This is a genomic window from Paenibacillus aceti (assembly GCF_003614185.1).
Taxonomy (GTDB): domain Bacteria; phylum Bacillota; class Bacilli; order Paenibacillales; family Paenibacillaceae; genus Fontibacillus; species Fontibacillus aceti.
In genome coordinates this window covers 175067-197064 of sequence record NZ_KZ987724.1, presented here as the reverse complement: position 1 = coordinate 197064, position 21998 = coordinate 175067, and the positions used below count along the sequence as shown (strand labels likewise).

The 21998-nt window shown below is 47.9% G+C and carries 19 protein-coding genes and 1 riboswitch; of the genes, 11 read left to right on the top strand and 8 right to left on the bottom strand.

Annotated elements, in window-relative coordinates; all coding sequences use genetic code 11:
* Positions 1-69: 69 nt before the first annotated feature.
* The 6 genes from BFJ94_RS00805 to BFJ94_RS00780 form a co-directional block, all read right to left on the bottom strand.
* The gene (locus BFJ94_RS00805) at positions 70-1347 is read right to left on the bottom strand and encodes an ABC transporter substrate-binding protein (RefSeq protein WP_240431885.1); all 1278 of its coding nucleotides are present in this window, start codon (positions 1345-1347) and stop codon (positions 70-72) included.
* A gap of 315 nt (positions 1348-1662) precedes the next feature.
* Positions 1663-2523, bottom strand: coding sequence for a MurR/RpiR family transcriptional regulator (locus BFJ94_RS00800; RefSeq protein WP_308424637.1), 861 nt, complete (start codon positions 2521-2523; stop codon positions 1663-1665).
* 154 nt (positions 2524-2677) lie between these two features.
* A complete protein-coding gene (locus BFJ94_RS00795) occupies positions 2678-3493 on the bottom strand; it encodes a carbohydrate ABC transporter permease (RefSeq protein WP_120460284.1) in 816 nt (271 codons plus the stop codon).
* Positions 3486-4391: a carbohydrate ABC transporter permease gene (locus tag BFJ94_RS00790; RefSeq protein ID WP_120460282.1), complete on the bottom strand. Its 906-nt coding sequence runs from the start codon at positions 4389-4391 to the stop codon at positions 3486-3488. Before BFJ94_RS00790 ends, BFJ94_RS00795 begins: the two co-directional genes overlap by 8 nt.
* A 78-nt stretch (positions 4392-4469) precedes the next feature.
* Positions 4470-5771, bottom strand: coding sequence for an ABC transporter substrate-binding protein (locus BFJ94_RS00785; protein WP_120460280.1), 1302 nt, complete (start codon positions 5769-5771; stop codon positions 4470-4472).
* 837 nt (positions 5772-6608) lie between these two features.
* The gene (locus BFJ94_RS00780; RefSeq protein WP_120460278.1) at positions 6609-7814 is read right to left on the bottom strand and encodes an alpha amylase family protein; all 1206 of its coding nucleotides are present in this window, start codon (positions 7812-7814) and stop codon (positions 6609-6611) included.
* A 640-nt stretch (positions 7815-8454) separates the two neighbouring features.
* Here BFJ94_RS00780 and BFJ94_RS00775 point away from each other — a divergent pair.
* The 5 genes from BFJ94_RS00775 to BFJ94_RS00755 all read left to right on the top strand — a co-directional run bounded on the left by BFJ94_RS00775 (position 8455) and on the right by BFJ94_RS00755 (position 13493).
* Positions 8455-8799 (top strand): PadR family transcriptional regulator, encoded by a 345-nt coding sequence (locus BFJ94_RS00775; RefSeq protein WP_120460276.1) that lies wholly within the window; start codon positions 8455-8457, stop codon positions 8797-8799.
* On the top strand, positions 8786-10093 hold the full coding sequence (locus BFJ94_RS00770) for an FtsW/RodA/SpoVE family cell cycle protein (RefSeq protein WP_120460274.1): 1308 nt from the start codon (positions 8786-8788) through the stop codon (positions 10091-10093). The genes BFJ94_RS00775 and BFJ94_RS00770 overlap by 14 nt, the downstream gene beginning before the upstream one ends.
* 242 nt (positions 10094-10335) lie before the next feature.
* Positions 10336-10926, top strand: a complete 591-nt coding sequence (locus BFJ94_RS00765; RefSeq protein WP_120460272.1) for a 50S ribosomal protein L25 — start codon at positions 10336-10338, stop codon at positions 10924-10926.
* A 203-nt stretch (positions 10927-11129) separates the two neighbouring features.
* Positions 11130-11534, top strand: a complete 405-nt coding sequence (gene mscL / locus BFJ94_RS00760; RefSeq protein ID WP_120460270.1) for a large conductance mechanosensitive channel protein MscL — start codon at positions 11130-11132, stop codon at positions 11532-11534.
* Positions 11535-11741: 207 nt separating this feature from the next.
* Positions 11742-13493: a globin-coupled sensor protein gene (locus tag BFJ94_RS00755; protein ID WP_120460268.1), complete on the top strand. Its 1752-nt coding sequence runs from the start codon at positions 11742-11744 to the stop codon at positions 13491-13493.
* A 473-nt stretch (positions 13494-13966) separates the two neighbouring features.
* Here BFJ94_RS00755 and BFJ94_RS00750 read toward each other — a convergent pair whose 3' ends face one another.
* Positions 13967-15466, bottom strand: a complete 1500-nt coding sequence (locus BFJ94_RS00750) for a copper amine oxidase N-terminal domain-containing protein (RefSeq protein WP_120460266.1) — start codon at positions 15464-15466, stop codon at positions 13967-13969.
* 187 nt (positions 15467-15653) lie between these two features.
* Positions 15654-15697: riboswitch (PreQ1 riboswitch) on the top strand.
* Positions 15698-15796: 99 nt separating this feature from the next.
* Here BFJ94_RS00750 and queC point away from each other — a divergent pair.
* From queC to BFJ94_RS00725, 5 genes are all read left to right on the top strand, one after another.
* Complete coding sequence (queC, locus tag BFJ94_RS00745; RefSeq protein ID WP_120465031.1) at positions 15797-16477, top strand: 7-cyano-7-deazaguanine synthase QueC; 681 nt, start codon at positions 15797-15799, stop codon at positions 16475-16477.
* A complete protein-coding gene (gene queD, locus BFJ94_RS00740) occupies positions 16474-16983 on the top strand; it encodes a 6-carboxytetrahydropterin synthase QueD (protein ID WP_120460264.1) in 510 nt (169 codons plus the stop codon). Before queC ends, queD begins: the two co-directional genes overlap by 4 nt.
* Positions 16967-17743 carry a 7-carboxy-7-deazaguanine synthase QueE gene (gene queE, locus BFJ94_RS00735; RefSeq protein ID WP_438803672.1) on the top strand — a complete coding sequence of 259 codons (777 nt, stop codon included), beginning with the start codon at positions 16967-16969 and terminating at the stop codon, positions 17741-17743. Before queD ends, queE begins: the two co-directional genes overlap by 17 nt.
* 487 nt (positions 17744-18230) lie before the next feature.
* Positions 18231-18728 (top strand): preQ(1) synthase, encoded by a 498-nt coding sequence (queF, locus tag BFJ94_RS00730; RefSeq protein WP_120465030.1) that lies wholly within the window; start codon positions 18231-18233, stop codon positions 18726-18728.
* Between the two features lie 58 nt (positions 18729-18786).
* A complete protein-coding gene (locus BFJ94_RS00725) occupies positions 18787-19770 on the top strand; it encodes a 2-hydroxyacid dehydrogenase (RefSeq protein WP_120465029.1) in 984 nt (327 codons plus the stop codon).
* Positions 19771-19882: 112 nt separating this feature from the next.
* Here BFJ94_RS00725 and BFJ94_RS00720 read toward each other — a convergent pair whose 3' ends face one another.
* Positions 19883-21412, bottom strand: a complete 1530-nt coding sequence (locus tag BFJ94_RS00720; RefSeq protein WP_120460261.1) for an MDR family MFS transporter — start codon at positions 21410-21412, stop codon at positions 19883-19885.
* 172 nt (positions 21413-21584) lie between these two features.
* Here BFJ94_RS00720 and BFJ94_RS00715 point away from each other — a divergent pair, with 172 nt between their 5' ends.
* The gene (locus BFJ94_RS00715; RefSeq protein WP_120460259.1) at positions 21585-21851 is read left to right on the top strand and encodes a DUF3949 domain-containing protein; all 267 of its coding nucleotides are present in this window, start codon (positions 21585-21587) and stop codon (positions 21849-21851) included.
* Positions 21852-21998: the final 147 nt, after the last annotated feature.

Below are 21998 nucleotides of genomic sequence, written 5' to 3'. Positions count from 1 at the left end.
AAAAGGGCCTCTTTTTGAACTTCCACTATAAAGAATCGGGCAGGACGAGCCTGCCCTTTTCTGGTATATTTAATCACCCAAGATTTTATTAACCTCAGCCTCAGCTTCATCCAATGTCTTCTTCACGTCAGCGCCGTTCAAGTAGATAGTCTGCAACGCCTTGGTAACGGCCTGGTTGACGTCCTTCGCGCTCTCGACACCGATGTAGAAATCCTCGGCTTTATCCAAGCTCACTGCGGATACCGTCTTGGCCACACCTTCCAGGGTTCCGTCATTCTCCGAGAAGAACGGATCTTTAGCGGTCTCTACCGTCGAAGGCAGTGTATTCGCGATCTTGGAGAATTCGAGCTGGTTGGCCGCGTTGGTGACGAATACGGCGAAATCGACTGCTTCCTTCTTATGCGATGTTGCCGCAGGCACGACCAGGTTCATCGTGTTGGAATAACGGATGCCCGCTTTGCCGACCGGGCTCGGTACAGCGATCATTTTCTCATATACATCCGGTGCCGCCGTCTTGATTTTGTTAATAAACGGAGAACTGGACAGGGACATAGCTACTTGCTCACTTGCGAAGTATTGCACTTGCTTATCATAATTGATGATGTCCTTTGGAATAACGCCGTCATTCAATAGCTGTAAGTTCTCATTGACATACTCTTCTACTTCCGGTGTATTAAAGGTTGCTTTCTTATAATCCTCCGACAGGAACGGCAGGTTCTCTTCTAGCAGAGTGCGAGCCTCCATCGTGAAGATGTAGCCGTAAGCACCGGTTTTCTCTTTGATCTGGCGTCCCCACTCGTTCAATTCCTGCTTCGTCTGCGGAGGGGTATCCGGATTCAGCCCCGCTTTCTCTACCAGATCCTTATTCAGGAATAAGACAGGTAGCCCGGTATACCAAGGAAGCGCGTAGGCTTGGCCGCCCATTTCCGTCGAGGAGTAGATTCCTGGGAAGTAAGCCGCTTTCTGTTCAGCCGTCAGCTCTTGGTTGAGGTCAACCAGTGCACCCTTGGTTCCCATCTGGTTAGCAAGCTCCGTATTGAGGTTGACCACATCCGGCGCCTCGCCACCAGCAATATTCGTCATTAATTTGTTCAGCACTGCATCGTAAGGATAGTCCTTCCAATCGATCTTGACGTTCGGATTCTGCGCTTCATAATCCGTGATCAATTTGTTGAAGTAGTCGTTAAAGGTAGGCTGCAATGAAATCGTCCAGAACTCTACGGTGACTTGTTCCTCCGCCTTCTTTCCCTCATCGCCCGGAGCAGCCTCCCCGTTACCCGAAGAACTCGATCCGCACGCTGCCAACAGACCTACCATCATCATCGACGCCAAAAGTAGTGAAATCAATCGCCTTCCTTTGAAACTCATACCTGACACCCTTTCTTGTGTGTAATATATTGATCTTACGCCGAGAGAGGACATAACTTAGCCCTGCATCCAACAGATTCGACTCTTCCTTGATAAGCGCTTACAAAAGAATTAATTATCCGGATACAGTCTCTGCGGATTATCGGTCCATAGCAGCATATTCCTGCAGCTTTTCCTCTCTTGCACGTTCATTGTATCACCTATAAGAGAAAATCTCCACTATTTTATTTTATAATAAAAAATATATCCAATATTCTTGTTCACAAAAAAAGAGCCCGCAAAAGGCTCTTTATACTAGAACAGTTTCTCGGAGATCGCTTTGGCCGATATTTCTCTGTATTTTAGCGCCTCGTCCTTCATTTGCAGCGAGACAGCGACATTCAGAATGTCGATGACGGCCAGCTGGGAGATCTTCGCCGCAAGCGAACTGCCTTGTAATGGATTCTCCCGCGCGATCATTAACAGGACGATATCCGCCACCTTCGTGATCGGAGAACGGGCATTACTGGTAATGGCGATTACCGTGGCACCGGTCTTCTTGGCCAGGGTCAGGTTCTCGACCGTATCCTTCGTGCTGCCGGAGATCGAAATACCGACCGCCACATCGTCCTTGGTCATCAAGGCCGCTTCCATCGCCTGGAAGTGCGTGTCGATCTTAGCGCTGCTCCGTTTGCCGATTCTGGAGAAGCTGTGCGCCGCCTGCATAGCCGTCAGTCCAGACGAACCGACGCCGAAGAAGTAAATGCTGTGCGCCTGAAACAGCGCGTCGATCGCTTTGCCTAACTGGTCCGAGACGGCCAATTCTCTCGTCTGCTCCAAGGTGCGGATATGGTTGGCAATAATTTTCTCATTCAACGCGGTGGAATCATCATCCTCTGACACTTCTTCATGCAGATTATCGATCGGCTTCACCAGATCCTGCGCCAGGGATAATTTAAAATCCTGAAATCCTTGAAATTTCAGCTTCCGGCAAAAGCGCAGCACCGTCGTCTCACCGACATCAGCTTTTTCCGCCAACTCCGTGACCGAGTGATAAATAATGTCGGAGGCGTTATCCAATATATATTGCGCCACCTTTTGTTCCGTCTTAGTAAGTCCATTCAAATGACTGCGTATTTTCAGTAATGTTTTCCCCATCCCTTGTGTGGTTGACAAACATAAAATCCCCTTTCAGCCGAAACGATAGAATGAAATCTCCATTTTGGATCACTTGGAAGGTTGATTCCTTCTGTTATATTTTAGCTATGTTGTACTGAATAGGCAAGGAAATGCCTCACGCTCGCTCTGCTAATTCATAGTCCTACCTCTCTCACCCTTTAACGGCACCGACCATCCCATTAATAAATTGCTTCTGCAGGATCAGGAAAATGACGATGATCGGAATGATGGAAATGATGGTCCCAACGGCGATATAAGCGAAGTTGAAGGAAAGCGAGCCCTGTAAATACGATAGCGCGGGAGCCAACGGATACTTCTTCGGATCGTCAAGCACGATAATCGGCCAGAGGAACGAATTCCAGAACGCCATAAAATCAAAAATAAGCACCGTAGAAATCGTCGGTTTAATCATCGGGACCATAATGCTGCAAAAGATCCTGAACTCCCCGGCTCCGTCCACCCGAGCCGAGTCCTCCATTTCCCGCGGAATGGTTATGAACGCCTGACGTAACAGGAACACATTAAAGACGCTAATCGCCGACGGTATGACAACGCCCATCATCGAATTATATAATCCCAGCTTGTTGATGGTTATGAAATTGACGATCATTCCCGCCGCATTAGGCAGAATCATCGTGCTGATAATCGCAAAAAAGATAAAATTCCGTCCGGGGAAGCTCAGACGTGCCAGCGGATAAGCGGTGATTAAGCAAAATATGATGTTCAAGCCGACTCCCGACGCGGTCATCACGACCGTATTCCACATATAGTTCCAGAGCGGCATAATATCGAATACTTTTACGTAATTCTCGAAGGTGATTGGATTAGGGATAAATTGTGGCGGGAATGCATATAAATTTTCACCCGTCTTGAGTGAAGTGGATAGCAGCCATAGAAAGGGGCCCAAGCAGATCAAGGCTACAATGATCATTAGAGTATATAAAAGGAATGCACCTATTTTACTCATAATAGGACATGCCTCCCCTGCGGTTGAATCTGAATGACAGAATCGTAAAGATCATAATCATCAGCGAGACGATCAAGCCGACGGTAGCCGCATAACCAAAATTGAAGTCGATAAAAGCCAGCTTATAAGTATACACTCCGGTGACCAAGGTCGCCCCTGCCGGATCTCCCTTGGGACCGAACATGACGAAGATCTCGTCAAAGACGCGCACCGCGCCCATCACCGACATAATGGTACATACTAGAATAAACGGCTGCAGCAGCGGGATCGTGATGCTCCAAATGACCCGCCAGCGGCTGGCACCGTCGATTCGCGCCGCTTCTTGAAGTTCCACGGGCACCGACTGCAATCCGGCCAGATAGATCATCATATAGTAGCCAAGTCCTTTCCAGACGGTAACGCCCATGGCTGCGAATAAAGCGATGCCTGGCAGCGCCATCCATGACACCGGCTCTTTAATCACGCCTAAGGCTTGCAGAATATAGTTCAGCACCCCTTTTTCCTCGTACACCCATTTCCAGGCAATCGCGGCGGCCACCATAGAAGTGACGACCGGAATAAAATAAGCGACGCGAAAGAAATGAACTCCGCGCAGCTTGTTATTGACGAGCACCGCCATAAGAATGGCTAAAATCTGAATGACCGGCACACAGATGACATAGAGCAGCGAATTTTGCAAGGCCAGCCAGAAGTCCGGATCGGCATACATGCGGTTGAAGTTGGCCATCCCGACCCATTTCGTGTCTTCGATGACGGAATAATTGGTGAACGCAAGCGGCAATCCGTAAACGATCGGATAAAATGTGAATACAAGCAGCACAATGATTCCTGGGGTAAGCATAGCGTAGGAGAAAATCAGCCGTTTTTTTCTTAAATTCGTAATTGTAGCTTTCGCCATAGTGCATCCCCCTTGTTATTAGATGGCAAAGGGTGAGTACAGACTCACCCCTTGCGCCATCGACGATTCGACTTGAGCCTACCCCTCGGCTAGGATTTCATCCAATTTAGCTTGCATATCCGCTTCGGCCTTTTTCAGCATTTCTTCCGGTGTCATCCGGCCCAGGAGCATTTCCTTCCAATATTTCCACAGGAATTCGAGGATTTCACCTTCTTTATTTACACCGAGCGTAAAGTCGATGGCTTTATCGGTTTGCGTAGCCGTAATTCTCCTCGCCACGTCTTCCGGTTCGTTACTATCGCCCTCGGTAAAGAACGGGTCCTTAGCCGCCTCTTTGGTCGAAGGCAAAATGTTGACGACCTTGGCAAACTCAAGCTGTGACTCATCATTCGTTATGAAATGCGCGAACAGAATCGCTTCCTCATGATGCTTGCTCATCGTTGGAACGACGACGTTCATCAAGCCACCGTGGACTTTACCGTCCTTTGAAACCGTCGGTATCGGAGCGACAACCGTCTTATCATAGACCTCCTTGGCATTGTTCTTGATCCGGTTCAAAAATTGTGACCCGGTGATAAAAGAAGCGATTTGGCCGCCCTGATATTTGTCAGTTGCATACCCCGCATCAGCTGTAATGCTCTCTTTAGGCACAACACCTGAATCATATAGATCTTTATTCCACTTCGCCCACTCCAGCGCTTCGGGCGTATTGACGATGATTTGGGTCTTATCTTCATTAATGATCGGCACCCCACGCAAGAATAGATCGATCGGTGGGTTATAGATAGGTACGAACCCGTATTTGCCTGTCTTTTCCTTAATGATCACGGCATGTTCCTTCATCTCCTCCCAGGTGGAAGGCGGTTGATTCGGATCCAGACCAGCAGCCTCATAAATTTCCTTGTTTAACGACAGAACGCCGAGACCGTAATACCACGGGAAGGCATATATGCTATCACCGATTCGGGCCGAGTGCAGTAGGGATTCGAAATAGATCGACAGCTGCTCCTCAGTCGCTTCCTTGTTCAAATCGACCAGCGCGTTCTTATCAGCCAATTTGAGCGCCATAGCCGTATTTAGATTGACGACGTCCGGCGACTGATTCCCGGCGATCGAGGACAGCAATTTATTCTCCATCGAACCGTAAGGCAGGTCGGTCCATTTAATAGTGATGTCGGGATTGGCGTCTTCGAATTTTTTAATTCTGGCATTTACGTAATCGTCAAAGGTAGGGCTTAATGAAATGGTCCAGAAGTTGATGGTAACCGGGCCTGGCGTATCCTCGACTTGCTTGGTCCCGGAACTGCCGCAAGCGGCGAGTATGGATAATAGCAATGAGACGGCCAGCACCATCACGGTCATACGTCCTATTCTTTTCATTTCTTTCCCCTCTTTCGGGCTTCATTGGTTCTACAATGATTGCCCCATTTTGGTTCTGGCTGCATACACATTCAGCATGTAATCGATGAAGCTTGGATGCGGGTGCCTTGATGGGCCTCTGGATTCCTAACTACCACGACATCGTTGACGACAATGTACTCAACTGTGTTCGATGTGTTCGATGAGAAGGAAGGTATTCGCCTTTGTGTTAGCGTTTACATTATTGAGCATAATGGATTCTCTGTTGGACGCTGTAGCTGTAACCGCAAACTTCTTCATGAACCCCGTACCCCCGTCGTATTATTGTGAAACTCAAGTGTCCAGACAACCGCTCGATTTTAAGCTCGCGAGTATCCGTTATGCCATCAGCATTCCCCCTCTCAGTAGGATAGTGTGAGGATTTTATGGATTTGGAATGAATGTTTCTTTATTTTTATGCTTCGAAAAAGAATTTAATCTCCTTTTTGTGTTAAACCCACCGTGTGCGGAATAAAAAAAAGACCGCTCTAGGAGCGGCCGTCATTTAGATCCATGGTCAATGGGAAGTTGGGATTGTCTGGATGGTTCTCGCAGCTGGTCTCACAGCTCGTTTCATAGCTCGTTGAAGGCAATATAAGTGCTCAAATGCAACTAAATTCCTCCTTTATGGCCGAGACCGTGGATATAACTGCAATTATGCAACTATTCGCATGAGTTTTTCTTCCATTTGAGCTTTAGTAAGGAAATAACTGTATATTTGCATCTATTTTCTGAGTTTCAAGCTAATTGTCCAGAATAAGTGTATTTTTACAACTAAGCGGAACTAAGTACAACTAAACGGAACAAGCCAGCGCAGCATTAGAGTTTGGAGTCCAACTCTCCCCACCAATGATAATCTTCCAAATACACCGTATCAAACAGCATGACGCCATGGGATTTTTCTCTGCACATGCGGATGGCTTTTCTGAACTGTTCCACATCGCCGGCATAGTCTTTCAGATATAAACTAGCCACGACTGGGATTTGTCCATTAACCGCCTGCAAGCTGATGTCAATCGCGCCCTCGACACTGTACCAAGAGGCAGGGCGACCGTTCTGTTCCGCCTCTTCCACCCGTACTTCCGGATAGTAGCAGCCTGTCATAATAAAATCGAGTTCATCCGCGTAGCCAGAGCGATGGTAGTCCTCCGAGGCCCATGGCAGGTCGGGATGATACGTCTCACTCGCCCAGTTCACGCCCTCGTTATAATACAGGGGATACCAGGAACCGACGTAAATGCTGAACAATAATTCCGGCTTCAGTGATTTTACGAGCTGCTTGGCTTCTTTTACAAAGTTCTTAATATTTAGGGCCCGCCATTCCGACCATTTCCCGAACCAACGTCCGAATTCAACCTGCTTCGTCCCATCCGCATTTTCCTGGAGGGTGAAAATATGCTGTGGCCACTGTTCTACCTTTTGCCCGATATACTGTTCGAACTGCTGTCGGCTCAGCTCGCTGAAATCGCCATACACGTTGGGATAGCGGCAGCGGTCCAGCACGATCCCGTCCAGTTCGTAGTTTGTGGTAATTTCCTCAATAATCGATAATTCGTGACGCTTGACCTCCGGATGGATCGGATTGACGAAGATCGTTGCATCTGATGCATTCTCAGCAGCTACTGGGGCAGACGACATGTCTGGATTATAAAACATAACCTGCCACTCTTTTTTATCGTATGCGATACCATCCCGTGACTGAGCCGTCCCTTCGGCAAACACGTCAACATTCGCCAGCACCTTCACTCCAGTCGGTTTCAGCACATCGACCATTTCCTGCAGAAAGTCGCGTTCCTTCCACATATCATACCGCCCATCAGACCAACGGCTGACATGATAACCGAATTGGCTCGGAAAAGTAGTATGACCGTAAGGTATTTTGGCGTCCACGACGATATGAGTTATCCCCGCCTGTTTGGCGTTGTCGGCCAGTTTTCTTTGTTCTTCCGGATCGGCCAGGCGCAGGCCATTTGCCAGGAAGTCCACCCACAAAATGTTAGCGCCTTGCTCAAGCTTTGAATTCATCGCTCGGTCCCTCTCTTTTACATGATATATTGGGTTACGATCTAACTATATCATTAGTCCGGAGTTTTTAGCCATCAAATTATTAATTTATGGAGGAAATATCTTTTAGGGATTTGAAGGCGATTGTGGAAGTGGTGGAAGTGTAAGTAACTAAAACGGTAAGGATCAGATTAAACGAACTGCTAACTTGAGAGGGGCACGAAGGAATATGGAACTATCGAAAATGCTGGCGGGTATACACACTACTATTTAAAAAAGGACCTTTAGGCCGGGATGCGCGGATATAGGAAGTAAAAGCAGCAGAGGTTTTGTCAAGCCTGCAAATATGCAGGCTTTTGCCCACGAAATCATCATTTCTTAGAGCATGCCTGCAGAATTGCAGGCTTTTTTTGAAAGCTCCAAGTTCTAGCGCCGAATAAGCCCTTTGCCTTTCAAAAGTAACTACAGAACGCTATAACGGCTGCTGCCTCCAACTTGAACAAATATCAGAAACTCCACAGAATACTGCGTTTATCCCGACCATAGCATATTGAGCTGCAGAACATTAGGTAATGTATGGTTATAGTTCTTCTTGACATATATAGATGATCTACATATCATCATATATAGATCATCTATATATAGGAGGAGATCACGTCAGATGAGGGTTGATAAAAGCCTTATGAGTGGCAGTACCACAATGTTAATCTTGAAGCTTCTTGACCTTAAGGATATGTACGGGTATCAAATGATTCAGGAGCTTGCGCTTCGGTCTGAGAATGTATTTTCGCTGAAGGCAGGTACTCTTTATCCGATTCTTCACAGCTTGGAGCAGCAAGGCATGATCGAATCCTATGAGCAAGTCTCCGACCAACAACGACCACGCAAGTATTACCGCATCACGCTGAAAGGGAAAGAAGCTTTTAAAGAACAGCAGGCTCAGTGGAAGGAATACACCGCGATTGTAAATCGGGTTCTAGGGGGGGCGAACTATGCGCTCGACTAGGACTAGCAAAGCGGTTCAGGATTTTGTCGGTGAGGTATGTAAAGAGATTCGCTTCAGAAGCGTCCACGCCAAGATCAGTAAAGAGCTTAGAGATCATATCGAAGATCTGAAGGGAGAATACCTTCAGCAAGGGTTCAGCGAAGAAGTTGCAACCTCTCTGGCTATTGAACAAATGGGTGATCCATCCCTAGTAGGCAAGCAGTTCAATCGCACCTATCAACCTAAGACCGAATGGTCGATCCTGCTGATTACAGCCCTATTAATCTCTATCGGTGGTGTGATCCAATTTTTCGTGTCCTCTCAGATGAATACAATCGGGATACATAGCTTTTCTTACTTTGTTAAGTATGTACCGATCGGCATCGTCATTTTTGCAGGGATGTACTTTTTTAACTATACATGGTTTGTACGCCACTCAAGAGTAATCTATTTTTCGCTCATTTTCATCACATTAGTAGGATTCTATATGTTTTCTTTGAAGATGAACGGCTCATACTTTCATGTCCAGTATTTATCCTTGCTATTAATACCAGTCTTGGCCGGCGTCATATATAGCTATAGAAATAAGGGCTGGTTAGGAATTTTTTATTCCTATATGTATTATGGCGTTGCAGCGTATCTGTGCCTGATTGCGCCCTCCTCTTCGGCTCTAGTATTACTCACCGTTTCCTATTTGATCATTCTAACAGTCGCTGTTGCTAGGGGCGTATTTGGAAATATTAGGAGATTCTTCTTGCCGCTAATCTATACGTTGACGCTTCTCATTCTAGGGTTGCCCATGGCCACAACTTCATATCGGCTGCTGAAACTCAAGATGATGTTTCGTCCGGAGCTTGATCCGTTAGGCGCTGGGTATCTTCAGACGACGGTGCAGAACATCATTACTTCCTCTAAACCGATCGGGGCTTCCTTCATAGGGAACATGACGGTGGAAGAGATTCTCCCCTCGTGGACAACAGATTTCTCTCTCACCTATCTCATTGCAAAAATAGGCTATATTCCGGGCATGACGATCATCGTGATCCTGCTCATGCTCATTGCAAGAATGTTCTCTTCCGTATTGAAGCAAAAGAATACCCCCGCTTTTCTTGTCGCCTGTGCAGCCTGTTTGGCGATAGCAGGGCAAATTATTTTCTATGTACTTACCAACTTAGGGCTCATTATGCCGCTGTCCTTCTATCTTCCGTTCGTATCCTATGGCGCATATGGATTTATGATGAATATGGCTCTGATGGGCTTGCTGCTATCGGTGTATAGACGGACGAATATTGTGGCTGAAGAATACCCAAATTAACCCAATATGTAGTCGACAGGAGCTTATTTCTGTGTTATCGTACCTAGTAATAGGGCATTTCGTTCCAGATGGAACGAAGTGCCTTAGCGCGTATTTATACGACTTTTTACATTTAATGTATTAAGGATGGTGATGTGATGGTGCTCAGGCTTCCCCAGCTACGGGGGGCGAAATCCGTAGTCAATAGACGATAGATTTTCAGAGCATGGATACCATATATATATCAGAGGAGTGTTTTTATTATGAGAACATGTTTTCAAGTTGAAGAACGTATACCTACGAATCGAACAGGGCTGAAGCAATTGCGGAATTCCGGACGGCTCCCTGCTGTTGTGTTCGGTTCAGGCACAGACAATACGATGATCCATCTTTCTACGAAGGACTTCAGAAAATGGATTAGAGGCGGCAGCGGCGGTATTATTGAGCTTAATCTTGAAAATCATGACTCGATTCCTGTTCTTCTGGAAGCCGTGCAACGTGATCCGGTAACACAGGAATATATTCATGTGGATTTCCTTCGTGTCAAGAAAGACCAACTCGTACGCACCAAGATCAATATCGAGTATGTCGGTACTGCGCAAGGTACGAAGCTGGGCGGCATCGTTCAGACCCAGAGTACCTTCATCGAAGTTGAATCATTCCCGGACAAAATCCCGGCTTCGATTGTAGTAGACATCAGTCATCTTGAAATCGGAGATTCCATGACCGTAGGCGACATTAAGCTTCCGGACGGACTCGACCTGATCTCTGCCGAGAACGAACTGCTGGTTTCAGTAGTAACGCCTAAGATCCAGGCTGGAGACATCGAGGACACCGAGGAAGAAGAAGCTTAACATATATAAGAAACAAACTAGCATTCATACAAAGCCCTCCGGATCTCCGGGGGGCTTGTTATATTACTACATATAAATTCCAACTGCTAGTGATTCAAGCTTCCCTCCAACATCATCTTGCATAATCTAGCGATTGCTGATATATTACCAACGATGGATTCTTAAGAAGGAATCATTATTTTCTAACAAGCAGGTGAACCTAAATGAATATTCTCAAAGAGTTCAAGGAATTCGCTCTAAAGGGTAATGTGCTAGACCTGGCTATCGGGGTTATCATCGGTGGTGCTTTTGGTAAAATTGTCACTTCCCTTGTCCAAGATATCATCATGCCGCTGGTCGGAATGCTACTTGGTGGCGTCAACTTATCTGGATTAACGGTGACCATTGGCGATTCTCCACTGACCTATGGTGTATTCCTGCAGACGGTGATCGATTTCCTGATCGTCTCGGCCGCGATCTTCCTGTTCGTCAAGGCGATTAACCGCTTCAAACGCAAGGAAGAGACCAAGCCAGAGCCGCAGGAAGCTCCCAAGCCTTCCAATGAAGAGGTATTGCTGACTGAAATTCGTGATTTGTTGAGGCAGCAAAATAATAGAGCGTCTGAATAATCAAACCATTGCATTACGAGAGGATACTTGCCATAATTTAGGTGGGTGTCTTCTTTTCTATTATAATCCTGTCCCTATGATTCAATCAGGACTATAATAACTATAGTAACTAGTATATTGATAGTAGTAGAAGTTGAACAGCAGCAGTGACTCGGCAGAATAGGAGTAGTATGGCATTTAATACATATATGAAAAGGGGTATCTAACATGTTTCGCACACGCCATAAAGCATATTCTCAACTTGTGAAACCGCTATCAGCTTCCGACCTGTCCTCCGTTCCGGCACTCGAACAGAAGCTACACTACCTGCAAATCAAGCAAGCAGACATCAATAATCTGCGCAAACTAACCGAATTGATGGATCGTCTAGCCAAGCCGATCACAGAACGCAATTATGATATGCTGTTTCAAATCCCTGAGATGTTGCAAATTATCAAGGATCACAGTACAAGAGAACGTCTCACAGTCACTTTTATTGAATATATGAAATCAATTCCTCGTATCGAGCTTAATGAAGAATATGTCACTTCCCGCAAAAGAATCGGTTTCATCCATAATCGCGTCAAATTACCACCCGAATGGTTCCTTGGTGCATACACCAGAGTATATGAAATTCTCATTCCGGCGATCGTTCATGAATTCTCACGGCCTAGCGAAGCGGCAGAAATTATCATCTCTTTGCAACGAATCATTATGCTGGACTCGCAGCTGGTGCTTGAAGCCTACAACGAGGCTCATGACTTCGAGTATATCGAGACGAACAGCCAGATCATTGAAGAGCTGATCCAGATGGATAAAGTCAAGCCGTTGATCGATTCGGTCAATCTGTCGCTGCAGGAAACGATGAATGTCAGCTCCTCCGCTCAGGAACTGACCGCTTCGATCCATGAGGTCGCCGAGCACTCGGTGCAATTGAGCGATCAATCCGGGGCGATGATGCAGCAGGCCAGACAGGTACAGCTGACTGTCAAAGATGCTCTTAAGGACTTCTCAGCTACGGCCCAGGATGTATCCGAGGCCAGCCAGCAATTCGAGCAATTCCTGCTATCGATTCACAATATTACGGATATTATCGATGTGATCAGCAACGTCGCGGATCAGACCAATCTACTCGCCCTCAACGCCTCGATAGAAGCAGCCAGAGCTGGGGAGCAAGGGCTCGGCTTCGCCGTGGTGGCCAGTGAAGTCCGCAAGCTCTCAGAGCAGACGAAGGGAGCGGTCGAACAGATCACCCAAGTCATTACGAGAATTATCGGCACAGCGAATACGATCGGACAAGAGACGAGATCGATGGGCTCGCATATCGCGGAGCGTGTAGAAGCAACGAAGGAAGCCGTTAATGATCTGGAACAGATTATGGAGCAAATAGAGAATTTCCGCGATTTCACGGCAAATGTCGCCTCGATCGTCGAGCAGCAAGCTGCAGCTACGAGCGATATTACAGAACGTACCTCCACGATGCTCGGCCATCAGGAAGAAATTCAGCAGTTTGCTATCGCTACGGGTAGAGATATTTTTGAGGTAAGCCGTAAAGTGGACAGCCTGAGGTTGAAAACGCTTAGAATAAATTCGCAGCTCAGTCACTCGCAAATCCTGCGCACCGCCAAGACCGATCACCTGCTATTGCGCTGGTGGGTATACAACGATACATTAGGCTTCCAGCATGACAATCACGAAAGGCTCAGCGGACAAGGAGCCTGTCGGTTGAGCCAATGGTGCGAGAAGATCAAGAACGATCCGGGCATCACTTCCCTTCCATCCTTCCCGGCTCTGCAGGAACAGCATGCTAATGTTCATCGTCTGACCGACGCCGCTCTGGAATCGGTCCAATCCCAGGGCACAGACGGGCTATTGCAAGCCGATAACATACTAGTCGAACTGGAGATGGCATCACAGAAGATGGTCCAGGCACTGGAACAGGTGCAGCAGGAAATGACGCAGCGAATTCGCCAGCGGTAATATTGATCAGAAAATAAAAAAACGGGGCTGTCTCAAAAGTCGATCTTCCGACTTGAAAGACGCCTCTTTAGCGTGTCCCAAAATGGGAACATTCCTCTGTTCTGGCCGGATCACTTGGACACGGACATCAATGTCCGTTAGCGCTGATTCTGTAGCATCCCGCCCTTGTAACGGACAATAATGTCCGTTACAAGAGAAATTGTCGCGAAAAATGGCATTTTGTGCTTCTAAGGGTCAAAAGTGTCCGTTAGAGGAGCAAAGTGGTTGTTTTCATGCTCTAACGGACATTTTTGACCGCTAGATCAGGGGAGAGTCCTGACCGTCCGTGCTTGTCTCTTGCGCGAATAAATACGGAGTTTGGGATTGTGGCTTTGGCCCTACAAAAAAAGTTGGACGGAAAACATGATGTTTTTCCGCCCAACTTTTTATTTTAGAGGCTTATTAGACAGCCCCGTTCTATTTTACCATTTGTTCTATTTACGATCGATGATCAGCCAGCCGTCTGCATCCTTAGTCACCGTAGCACCCAAGGATTCCGCCATAAACCGCAGCGGAACATAGGTTGTACCGTCAGTATGAACGAATACAGGCTGCGGCAAGGTAACCGCCTGACCTCCAATCGTCGCTTGGTCTGAGCCGACCGTCAACACGATTTCCCGACCGTTAAGATCATCAATAATGACAATTTGCTTGGAGCCTTTCGTCCATTTTACCTCTGCATCCAATTCCTCAGACAGATAACGCAGGGGTACGAAGGATACATTCTTATCAGAAATAATGCCGTAATACTCGGTTTCCGGATCCATCCAAATGTTCTTTTCTGTTATTTTCAGATCATTCTTCAACGTCTTATACGCCAGGGAGCTGACCTCAAAATTACGCAGCATCTGACCCGGGGTAATATCTCCATCCGTCACATCGATCACGCCTGTGCTAGTATCAATCTTGTCAATGGCGATGGCTGCGCCAATATTCCACATTTCGCTCTCAGTATGAAGCTTGACTGCTTGAATCGGGATGCCTTCGCCTTCCGGAATGGCGATCGTAAGATCCATGTTCTGCTTGCGAACATTCTGCTTGCTGTCGAAGTAGAAGTCCATGTTCAGCGTCGAATTCTTACCCAGAACCGTCGTCAGCTCTGGTGTCTCCTTCAGCATTTCACTCAAGCTAGCGTCGTAATTATTCAAAAATTCGTTCAGGCTCTCCATTAATTCACCATGTATTGCGCCAACCGCAGCACCTTTGGAATCGATCGGGAGGGAAGTTCCCACGTCATAGCCCTCTTCTTCCATTGAAGTGAAGACGGGATAGAAGGCATCATAGAACGCTTCAATCAGCTCTTTCAGACCTGCTTCGTCCTTCACTACCTCCGTTAAAAATGGCTTGACCATAGACAGCAACTCTTCCCCATCCACTTCTACATGAAGCTTCGTTAGAGACAGCGCTTCGCCATTCACTTTGTCTTGAACCTGCTTCACGGCAAGCTTGGACGGGTTAGGTGCGTGCTTGATTACGAATTCAACCGTCTTCTCGGAGAAACCTTGGATATTGCGCTCATATGGACTCATATCCGGGTATCCAGCTTCATCATCCAGCGATATGTAGAGCGGTTGCTTCGCTCCATCCAGCAGAATTGTCATGCCTTGCTTGTCGATGGACAATTGGTACGGCAATTCTTGACCTTTGAAGCCGATCGAACCTTTCATTGATGCGGTCTCTTTATCCTGCAATTTACCCTCATCGATCGTAATCGAGAGAGAGTTAAGCAGATCGATCGTCTTCTGATCTTCCGCAGAAATATTTGCCGCAGGTACGAGTTCAAGCGAAATCTTCTGCTTCGATTCACTGGACGACGGATTCATGCTGTTCGTGAGCGCCTTGTTGACATCCAGTCCTCCCACAGCCTGACAGCCGGTCAGCATAACCAATAGCAATACCATAGGTATGGCTAACCATTTCATTTTCTTCTTCATTATCTTCGCTTCCCCTTCCTGGCTAATATATTCCATTATGTTGCATATCAATCTCAATTGTAAATAGATTTTCGAATTTTGCGTGTCATAGACTGGATTCCATAGTTTATCACGTTCCTCACTTAGACAAATATGCTATAATGACGGGGTATCCTAAAATAATACGAAGAAGTTCATGCAGCATCGCATGAGAGAGGTTCGCGAACTCCCTCTATAAAAAACTAATGGCGCCCTGCCTTTGATTTTGCATGGGCTTGTTTTTTGTAACGCAGTTCAAGAACTCTCTTTCTTCCGAACCACAATCCAAGAAGAATGAGAGGTTTTTTTATGCTGAAAAATGAAAAAGCAGTCGTCGTCTTCAGCGGCGGGCAAGATAGCACCACCTGCCTGTTCTGGGCTCTGCAGCAGTTCCGTGAAGTGGAAGCGGTCACCTTCGACTATGGCCAGCGCCATAAACTGGAGATTGAATGTGCGAAGGAGATCGCCGCTGAGCTGGGCGTGAAGCTCACGGTGCTGGATATGAGCCTGCTTGGCCAAATAACGCAAAACTCGCTCACCAACAGCAACATGCCAATCGTTCAGGAAGAAGGCCAGCTGCCTAGCACTTTTGTCGAAGGACGCAATCATCTCTTCCTGAGCTTCGCGGCGGTGTTCGCCAAAGGACGCTCCGCCCGCCATCTCGTTACCGGCGTATGCGAGACAGATTTCAGCGGCTATCCCGATTGCCGGGATGCCTTCGTGAAATCGCTCAACGTCACCCTTAATCTGGCTATGGACTACAATTTCGTCATCCATACGCCGCTGATGTGGATCGACAAGGCCGAGACATGGAAGCTGGCTGATGAGCTGGGAGCTTTTGATTTTGTTAGAGAACGGACACTAACCTGCTATAACGGGATCATCGGTGACGGCTGCGGGGAGTGCCCTGCCTGTAAGCTTAGAAGAGCCGGACTCGAGAAATATTTGAAAATGCGCCAACTGCGCCGGGGAGAGGAGGAAATGCCCTCATGACTACCCGGATGCCTGGAGAGTTCCAGATTGTAGATCATCTGCAGAAATTCGAACAGGATATCAGTAAAGAGCAGCTTAGATACCATCAGCGCCGCGTGCTGGTAAGCAAGGAATTCACCTTCGATGCGGCTCATCATCTGCATGCCTATGAAGGAAAATGCAAGAACCTGCATGGACACACCTATAAAGTCGTGTTCGGTATCAGCGGTATCCCGAATGAAATCGGCATTACCGTTGATTTCGGGGCGATCAAGGCAATCTGGAAAGAAGAAATCGAGGGGTATCTCGATCATCGCTATTTAAATGAGACGCTGCCGCCGATGAATACGACCGCTGAGAATATGGTCGTGTGGTTATTCGAACGGATGGAGAGCGCCCTGCAATCTGAAGCCTACCGTTCTTCAATCCGCGGAGGACGTACGGAATTCATCCGCTTGTATGAGACGGGGACGAGCTATGCCGAAGCCAGACGGGAGTGGATGTACGATGATGAGTGCGATGAATAAACCGAAGGCATCCAGAGCAACCGGGTCAGCCAAGCCGCTGATTCCCGTGCTGGAGATCTTCGGCCCAACCGTTCAAGGCGAAGGCATGGTCATCGGCCAGAAGACGATGTTCGTGCGCACCGCGGGCTGCGACTATCACTGCAGCTGGTGCGACTCCGCCTTCACCTGGGACGGAAGCGCCAAGGGAGCGATCCGCCTGATGACGGCGGCGGAAATCTGGGAGGAGCTGCAGCAGATCGGACAGAACCGCTTCTCCCATGTCACGCTATCCGGTGGCAATCCGCTTCTGCTGCCACAGCTCCAGACGCTGATCGAGCTGCTGCAGCAGCAGGGCATCACGATTGCGGTTGAAACCCAAGGCTCGCGCTGGCAGGATTGGCTGGCCGAGGTCGAGCAAGTTACCCTGTCCCCCAAGCCGCCAAGCTCGGGGATGCGTACCGATTGGACGAAGCTAAGCGAGATCGTGGACAGGCTAAGCAGTCGCCCTGCTTCCTACAGCATGAGCCTGAAGGTGGTCGTCTTCGACGACCTGGATCTGGACTATGCCAAGCAAGTGCATCAGCAGTATCCCGAGATACCGATGTATATCCAGGTCGGCAATCCCGATGTACAGCGGATGGATCTCAAGGATCATGTCAGCGATCTACTGCAGTGCTATGAGCAGCTGATCGAGCAGGTTATGGATTCGCCTGAGCTCAATAACGTCAGGGTGTTGCCACAGCTGCACGCCTTAGTATGGGGCAATAAACGCGGTGTCTGAGTATTGATGCCACGGCGGTGGTGAGTGGGTGGTAAGTCGGTGCCACGGCGGTAATTAGCTAAGTGCTGCGTCAGTCTCAGTCAGTGCCACGGCGGTGGTAAGCTGTGAGCTGGTGCCGAGTCGGTGCCGACCTAGCGCGCTCCAGGATTCGCCCGAGAATTTAAAAAAAGATGCAAATATGCAGGCTTTTCAAGCGAAATCATCTGTTTTTACAAAATTCCTGCAATAATGCAGGCTTTTAGGCCGATTTTCGTCAAATCCGGCTTCTACGGAGAAAAAGGATGCATTTTCGCAGGCTTTTCCCGCCACAGGGCATTAGTATGCTGAAAAAGATGCACTTTTGCAGGAATTTCCCTCTGTGATTCAAGCGGCGAGGGAACTCCCACTACCAGTACGTATATAGATGCGCCTAACCAATCCAATCCGATCCATTCCATCACATTACTCAAACACATTACTCAAATTTCAGGAGGATGATCCCATGTCCATGTCAGGAAGACAGCAGGAGGAAATGCAGGATATTACCCTGCTTGGCAATCAAGCCGTGAAATACCCGATGACCTATACGCCGGAAATGCTGGAGAGCTTCGATAATAAGCATCCCTACCGTGATTATTTTGTGAAGTTCAATTGTCCCGAATTTACAAGCCTGTGCCCGATTACCGGACAGCCCGATTTTGCCACGATCTATATCAGCTATATCCCTGATCTGAAAATGGTCGAGAGCAAATCCCTCAAGCTGTACCTGTTCAGCTTCCGTAACCACGGCGATTTCCACGAGGATTGCGTCAACATCATTATGAATGATCTGATTAAGCTGATGAATCCGAAATATATCGAAGTATGGGGCAAATTTACTCCCCGCGGCGGTATCTCGATCGACCCGTATTGCAACTATGGCCGTCCAGGCACGAAATATGAGACGATGGCCGAGCACCGCTTGATGAATCATGATATGTACCCGGAGAAGATCGACAACCGATAATTAAAATAGTTACAATAAGTATTAAATAACCAAAGACATGGAGGTATACGCTTTGACCTTGAAACCGCAAGTTTATATCGCCCGCAAAGTCCCCGCCGAGGTAGAAGACTATATCGCTCAGCACTGCAGCTACAAAAAATGGGATCGCCTGGAACCCATCCCACGCGACTATCTATTCGAGCAGCTTGCCGATTGCGAAGGACTGTTAACCTCTGGAACACGGATCGATCAGGAGTTACTGGAGCACTCGCCCAAGTTAAAAGTGGTCAGCAACTTCAGCGTGGGCTACAACAACTTCGATCTCGAAGCCATGCGGAGCCGCCGTGTACTCGGAACCAACACCCCTAAAGTGCTTGATGATACCGTCGCTGATCTGATTCTATCCCTCATGCTGTCCGTCGCCCGCCGGGTGCCGGAATTGGACCGCTATGTCCGGCATGGACATTGGTCGAGCAAGGATGATGAGAGTATATTCGGACTGGATGTGCATCATAAAACATTAGGAATCATCGGTATGGGCAATATTGGACAAGCGGTCGCGCACCGGGGCAAATGGGGCTTCGGTATGAACATCCTATACCATAGCCGTCAGCGTAAACCTGATGCCGAGCAGGCGCTGGGCGCAGAGTATCGCTCCAAAGAAGAGCTGTTGCGCGAATCCGACTTCATCGTCTTGATGACTCCGCTAACCCCGGAGACCAGACACTATATCGGTGAACGCGAGTTCGCTCTGATGAAGCCTTCGGCCATATTCATCAACGCCTCCCGTGGGGCTACCGTAGATGAAGCTGCGATGATCGATGCCCTTCGTCAGAAGCAGATCTTCGGCGCGGGTCTGGACGTATTTGAGCAAGAGCCTGTCGACCCGAATAACCCGCTTTTAACGATGGATAATGTAGTCCTCCTGCCGCATATCGGTTCAGCTACATCGCAAACCCGACTTGAAATGGGCATGCTCGCTGCAAGGAATCTGATCGATGCCCTTAATGGAAGAAGACCTGCCCAGTTAGTGAGAGAATTGCAGAGTATCTACGAATCATAAAATTAAAAAAGCCCGCCTCTTCTGCTCTCTTTTCAATTCAGCATCTAAAGCTTCAATCGATCAGGGGAGCAGTAAGTTAAGCGGGCTTTCGCATTATTCAGTTAAATGAGCACTACACATGCTGCTCCTTCACCTCAGCGCCTCTCACCGCTTTCGGCTTGATGCGGTCCTTCGGCATCATTAGCACGACGACCACCGTCAGAGCGGTAGGAATCAATGCCCACATGAAAGTATGGGTGATGGACAGGGATAGTGCATTTGTTATTTTCTCCAGAATCGGTGCCGGAATCAACGCCCTCTTCTCCGGACTAAGCATATCCCGCGTATCGCCGAAATCTTGCCCGGATACCCCCATCCCTTCGAATGCCTTGGTCATATGCTGCGCCAGCAAATTACGCTGCACGATCCCGAAGATCGTAATGCCCAGCGTCATGCCCAGCGATCTCAGGAATGAATTCGTGGAAGTCGCGGCTCCCCGTTGCCGCGCATCAAAATGATGAACAGCCGCCATCCCCAGCACGGAGAAAGAGAAACCGACCCCGAACCCGGTCAGGACACTATATACGGTCAACAGCAAGCGCGAGGAATCACTGGTCAAGGTGCTGAGCGCGAAGATCCCGCCCACGAAGAACACGACAGAGATCATCATGACGCTGCGATAAGACATTCTGGACGTTAAGATTCCGCCGAGCATACTACCAAATACAGAGCCCAGCATCATCGGCATTAGAATAATACCTGAATTTGTGGCCGTTCCGCCATATACCCCCTGCACATAGATAGGAATATAGACCGTGGCAATAATAAACACACTTCCATAGAACAGAGCCAGCAGGCTGCTCGTAGCATACAATGGAATCTTGAACATGGAGAACGAAATCACCGGCTCCTTGGCACGCGTCTCCACCAACAGGAACGTGATGAATAATATGGCAAACCCGACGAACAGGCCGATAATCATCGCGGAGTTCCAGGCATATTTCTCCCCGCCCAATTCAAGCGCGAACATCAGGCAGACCACAGCACCGACTAGCGTAAAAGCACCGCCCCAGTCAATCCGCTGCTTCTCATGGGTCAATGATTCATGGTAGAAGACAATAATCAATACTAGCGCTACAATACCGAGCGGCACATTAATATAGAAAACCCAGTTCCAGCCGAGGTGATCCGTAATGAATGCACCGAGCAGCGGGCCAAAAATACTCGAAGTCCCGAACACAGCTCCCATCAATCCCGTCATTTTGCCGCGTTTCTCTATCGGGAAGATATCATAAATAATCGTGAAGGCAATCGGCATCAGCGCGCCGCCGCCAATCCCCTGAATCGCACGGAATATGCTGAGCTGAACGATGCTGTTCGCAATCCCGCATAGTACAGAACCGAATATAAATGTAATAATGCCAAAGATAAAAAACCTTTTCCGTCCGTACATATCCGACAGCTTCCCAAAAATCGGCGTCCCTGCCATAACAGCTACCATATAAGCGGAGGTAACCCAAACGAACTGATCCATCCCCCCTAGCTCGGAGACGATCGTTCCCATCGCCGTTGTTACGATCGTATTGTCCATAGCTGACATTAGAATACCTAGCAATAAGCCGAACAATATGAACTTAGTCTTGTCCTTTTTCTCAGCGATCATATAGCTAGCAACCTCCTTATTCTTAAAATTTGAATAACAATCTCATTGTATGAATGATTTTAATAAATGTAAACTACCACCTATACATTTTCTGTCAAGACCTCTCAGAATAAGAGAGTCGCAATTGTAAATATTCCTATTTATGTTAAGATGGAATCAGGAGGGATCCGCTATGGAAAGCTGGATAATATGGACGATTGTCGGTTGTCTCGGCGCTGCTTTTGCTCTCATGGTTTTCGTGCAATATCAGTATATTGACGAGCTGCGTCAGAAGAAGCATACGAGCGGGAAAGACCAGAACACCTATTATGAGAAGATGTCCTTTGAAGAAGAGCAGCTGCATTACAATCAGCAGGGAGCCTTTTGGCCAGCCGCCGCAGTTGCCGCCCTTATTCACAGAGTCGTACGACTGTTCAGGAACAATAGTACAGCCGCTTAATAGAAATTAAAGAAGATGCCGCGGACATTATGATCTGGGCATCTTCTTTTTGTCGCGAAGATCGGCTGATGCTCCCGGGAAACTATCGCAAACGATTCAATTAGCCTATAATAATAATGAAAAAGACGGATGCTACAGCCAACTATT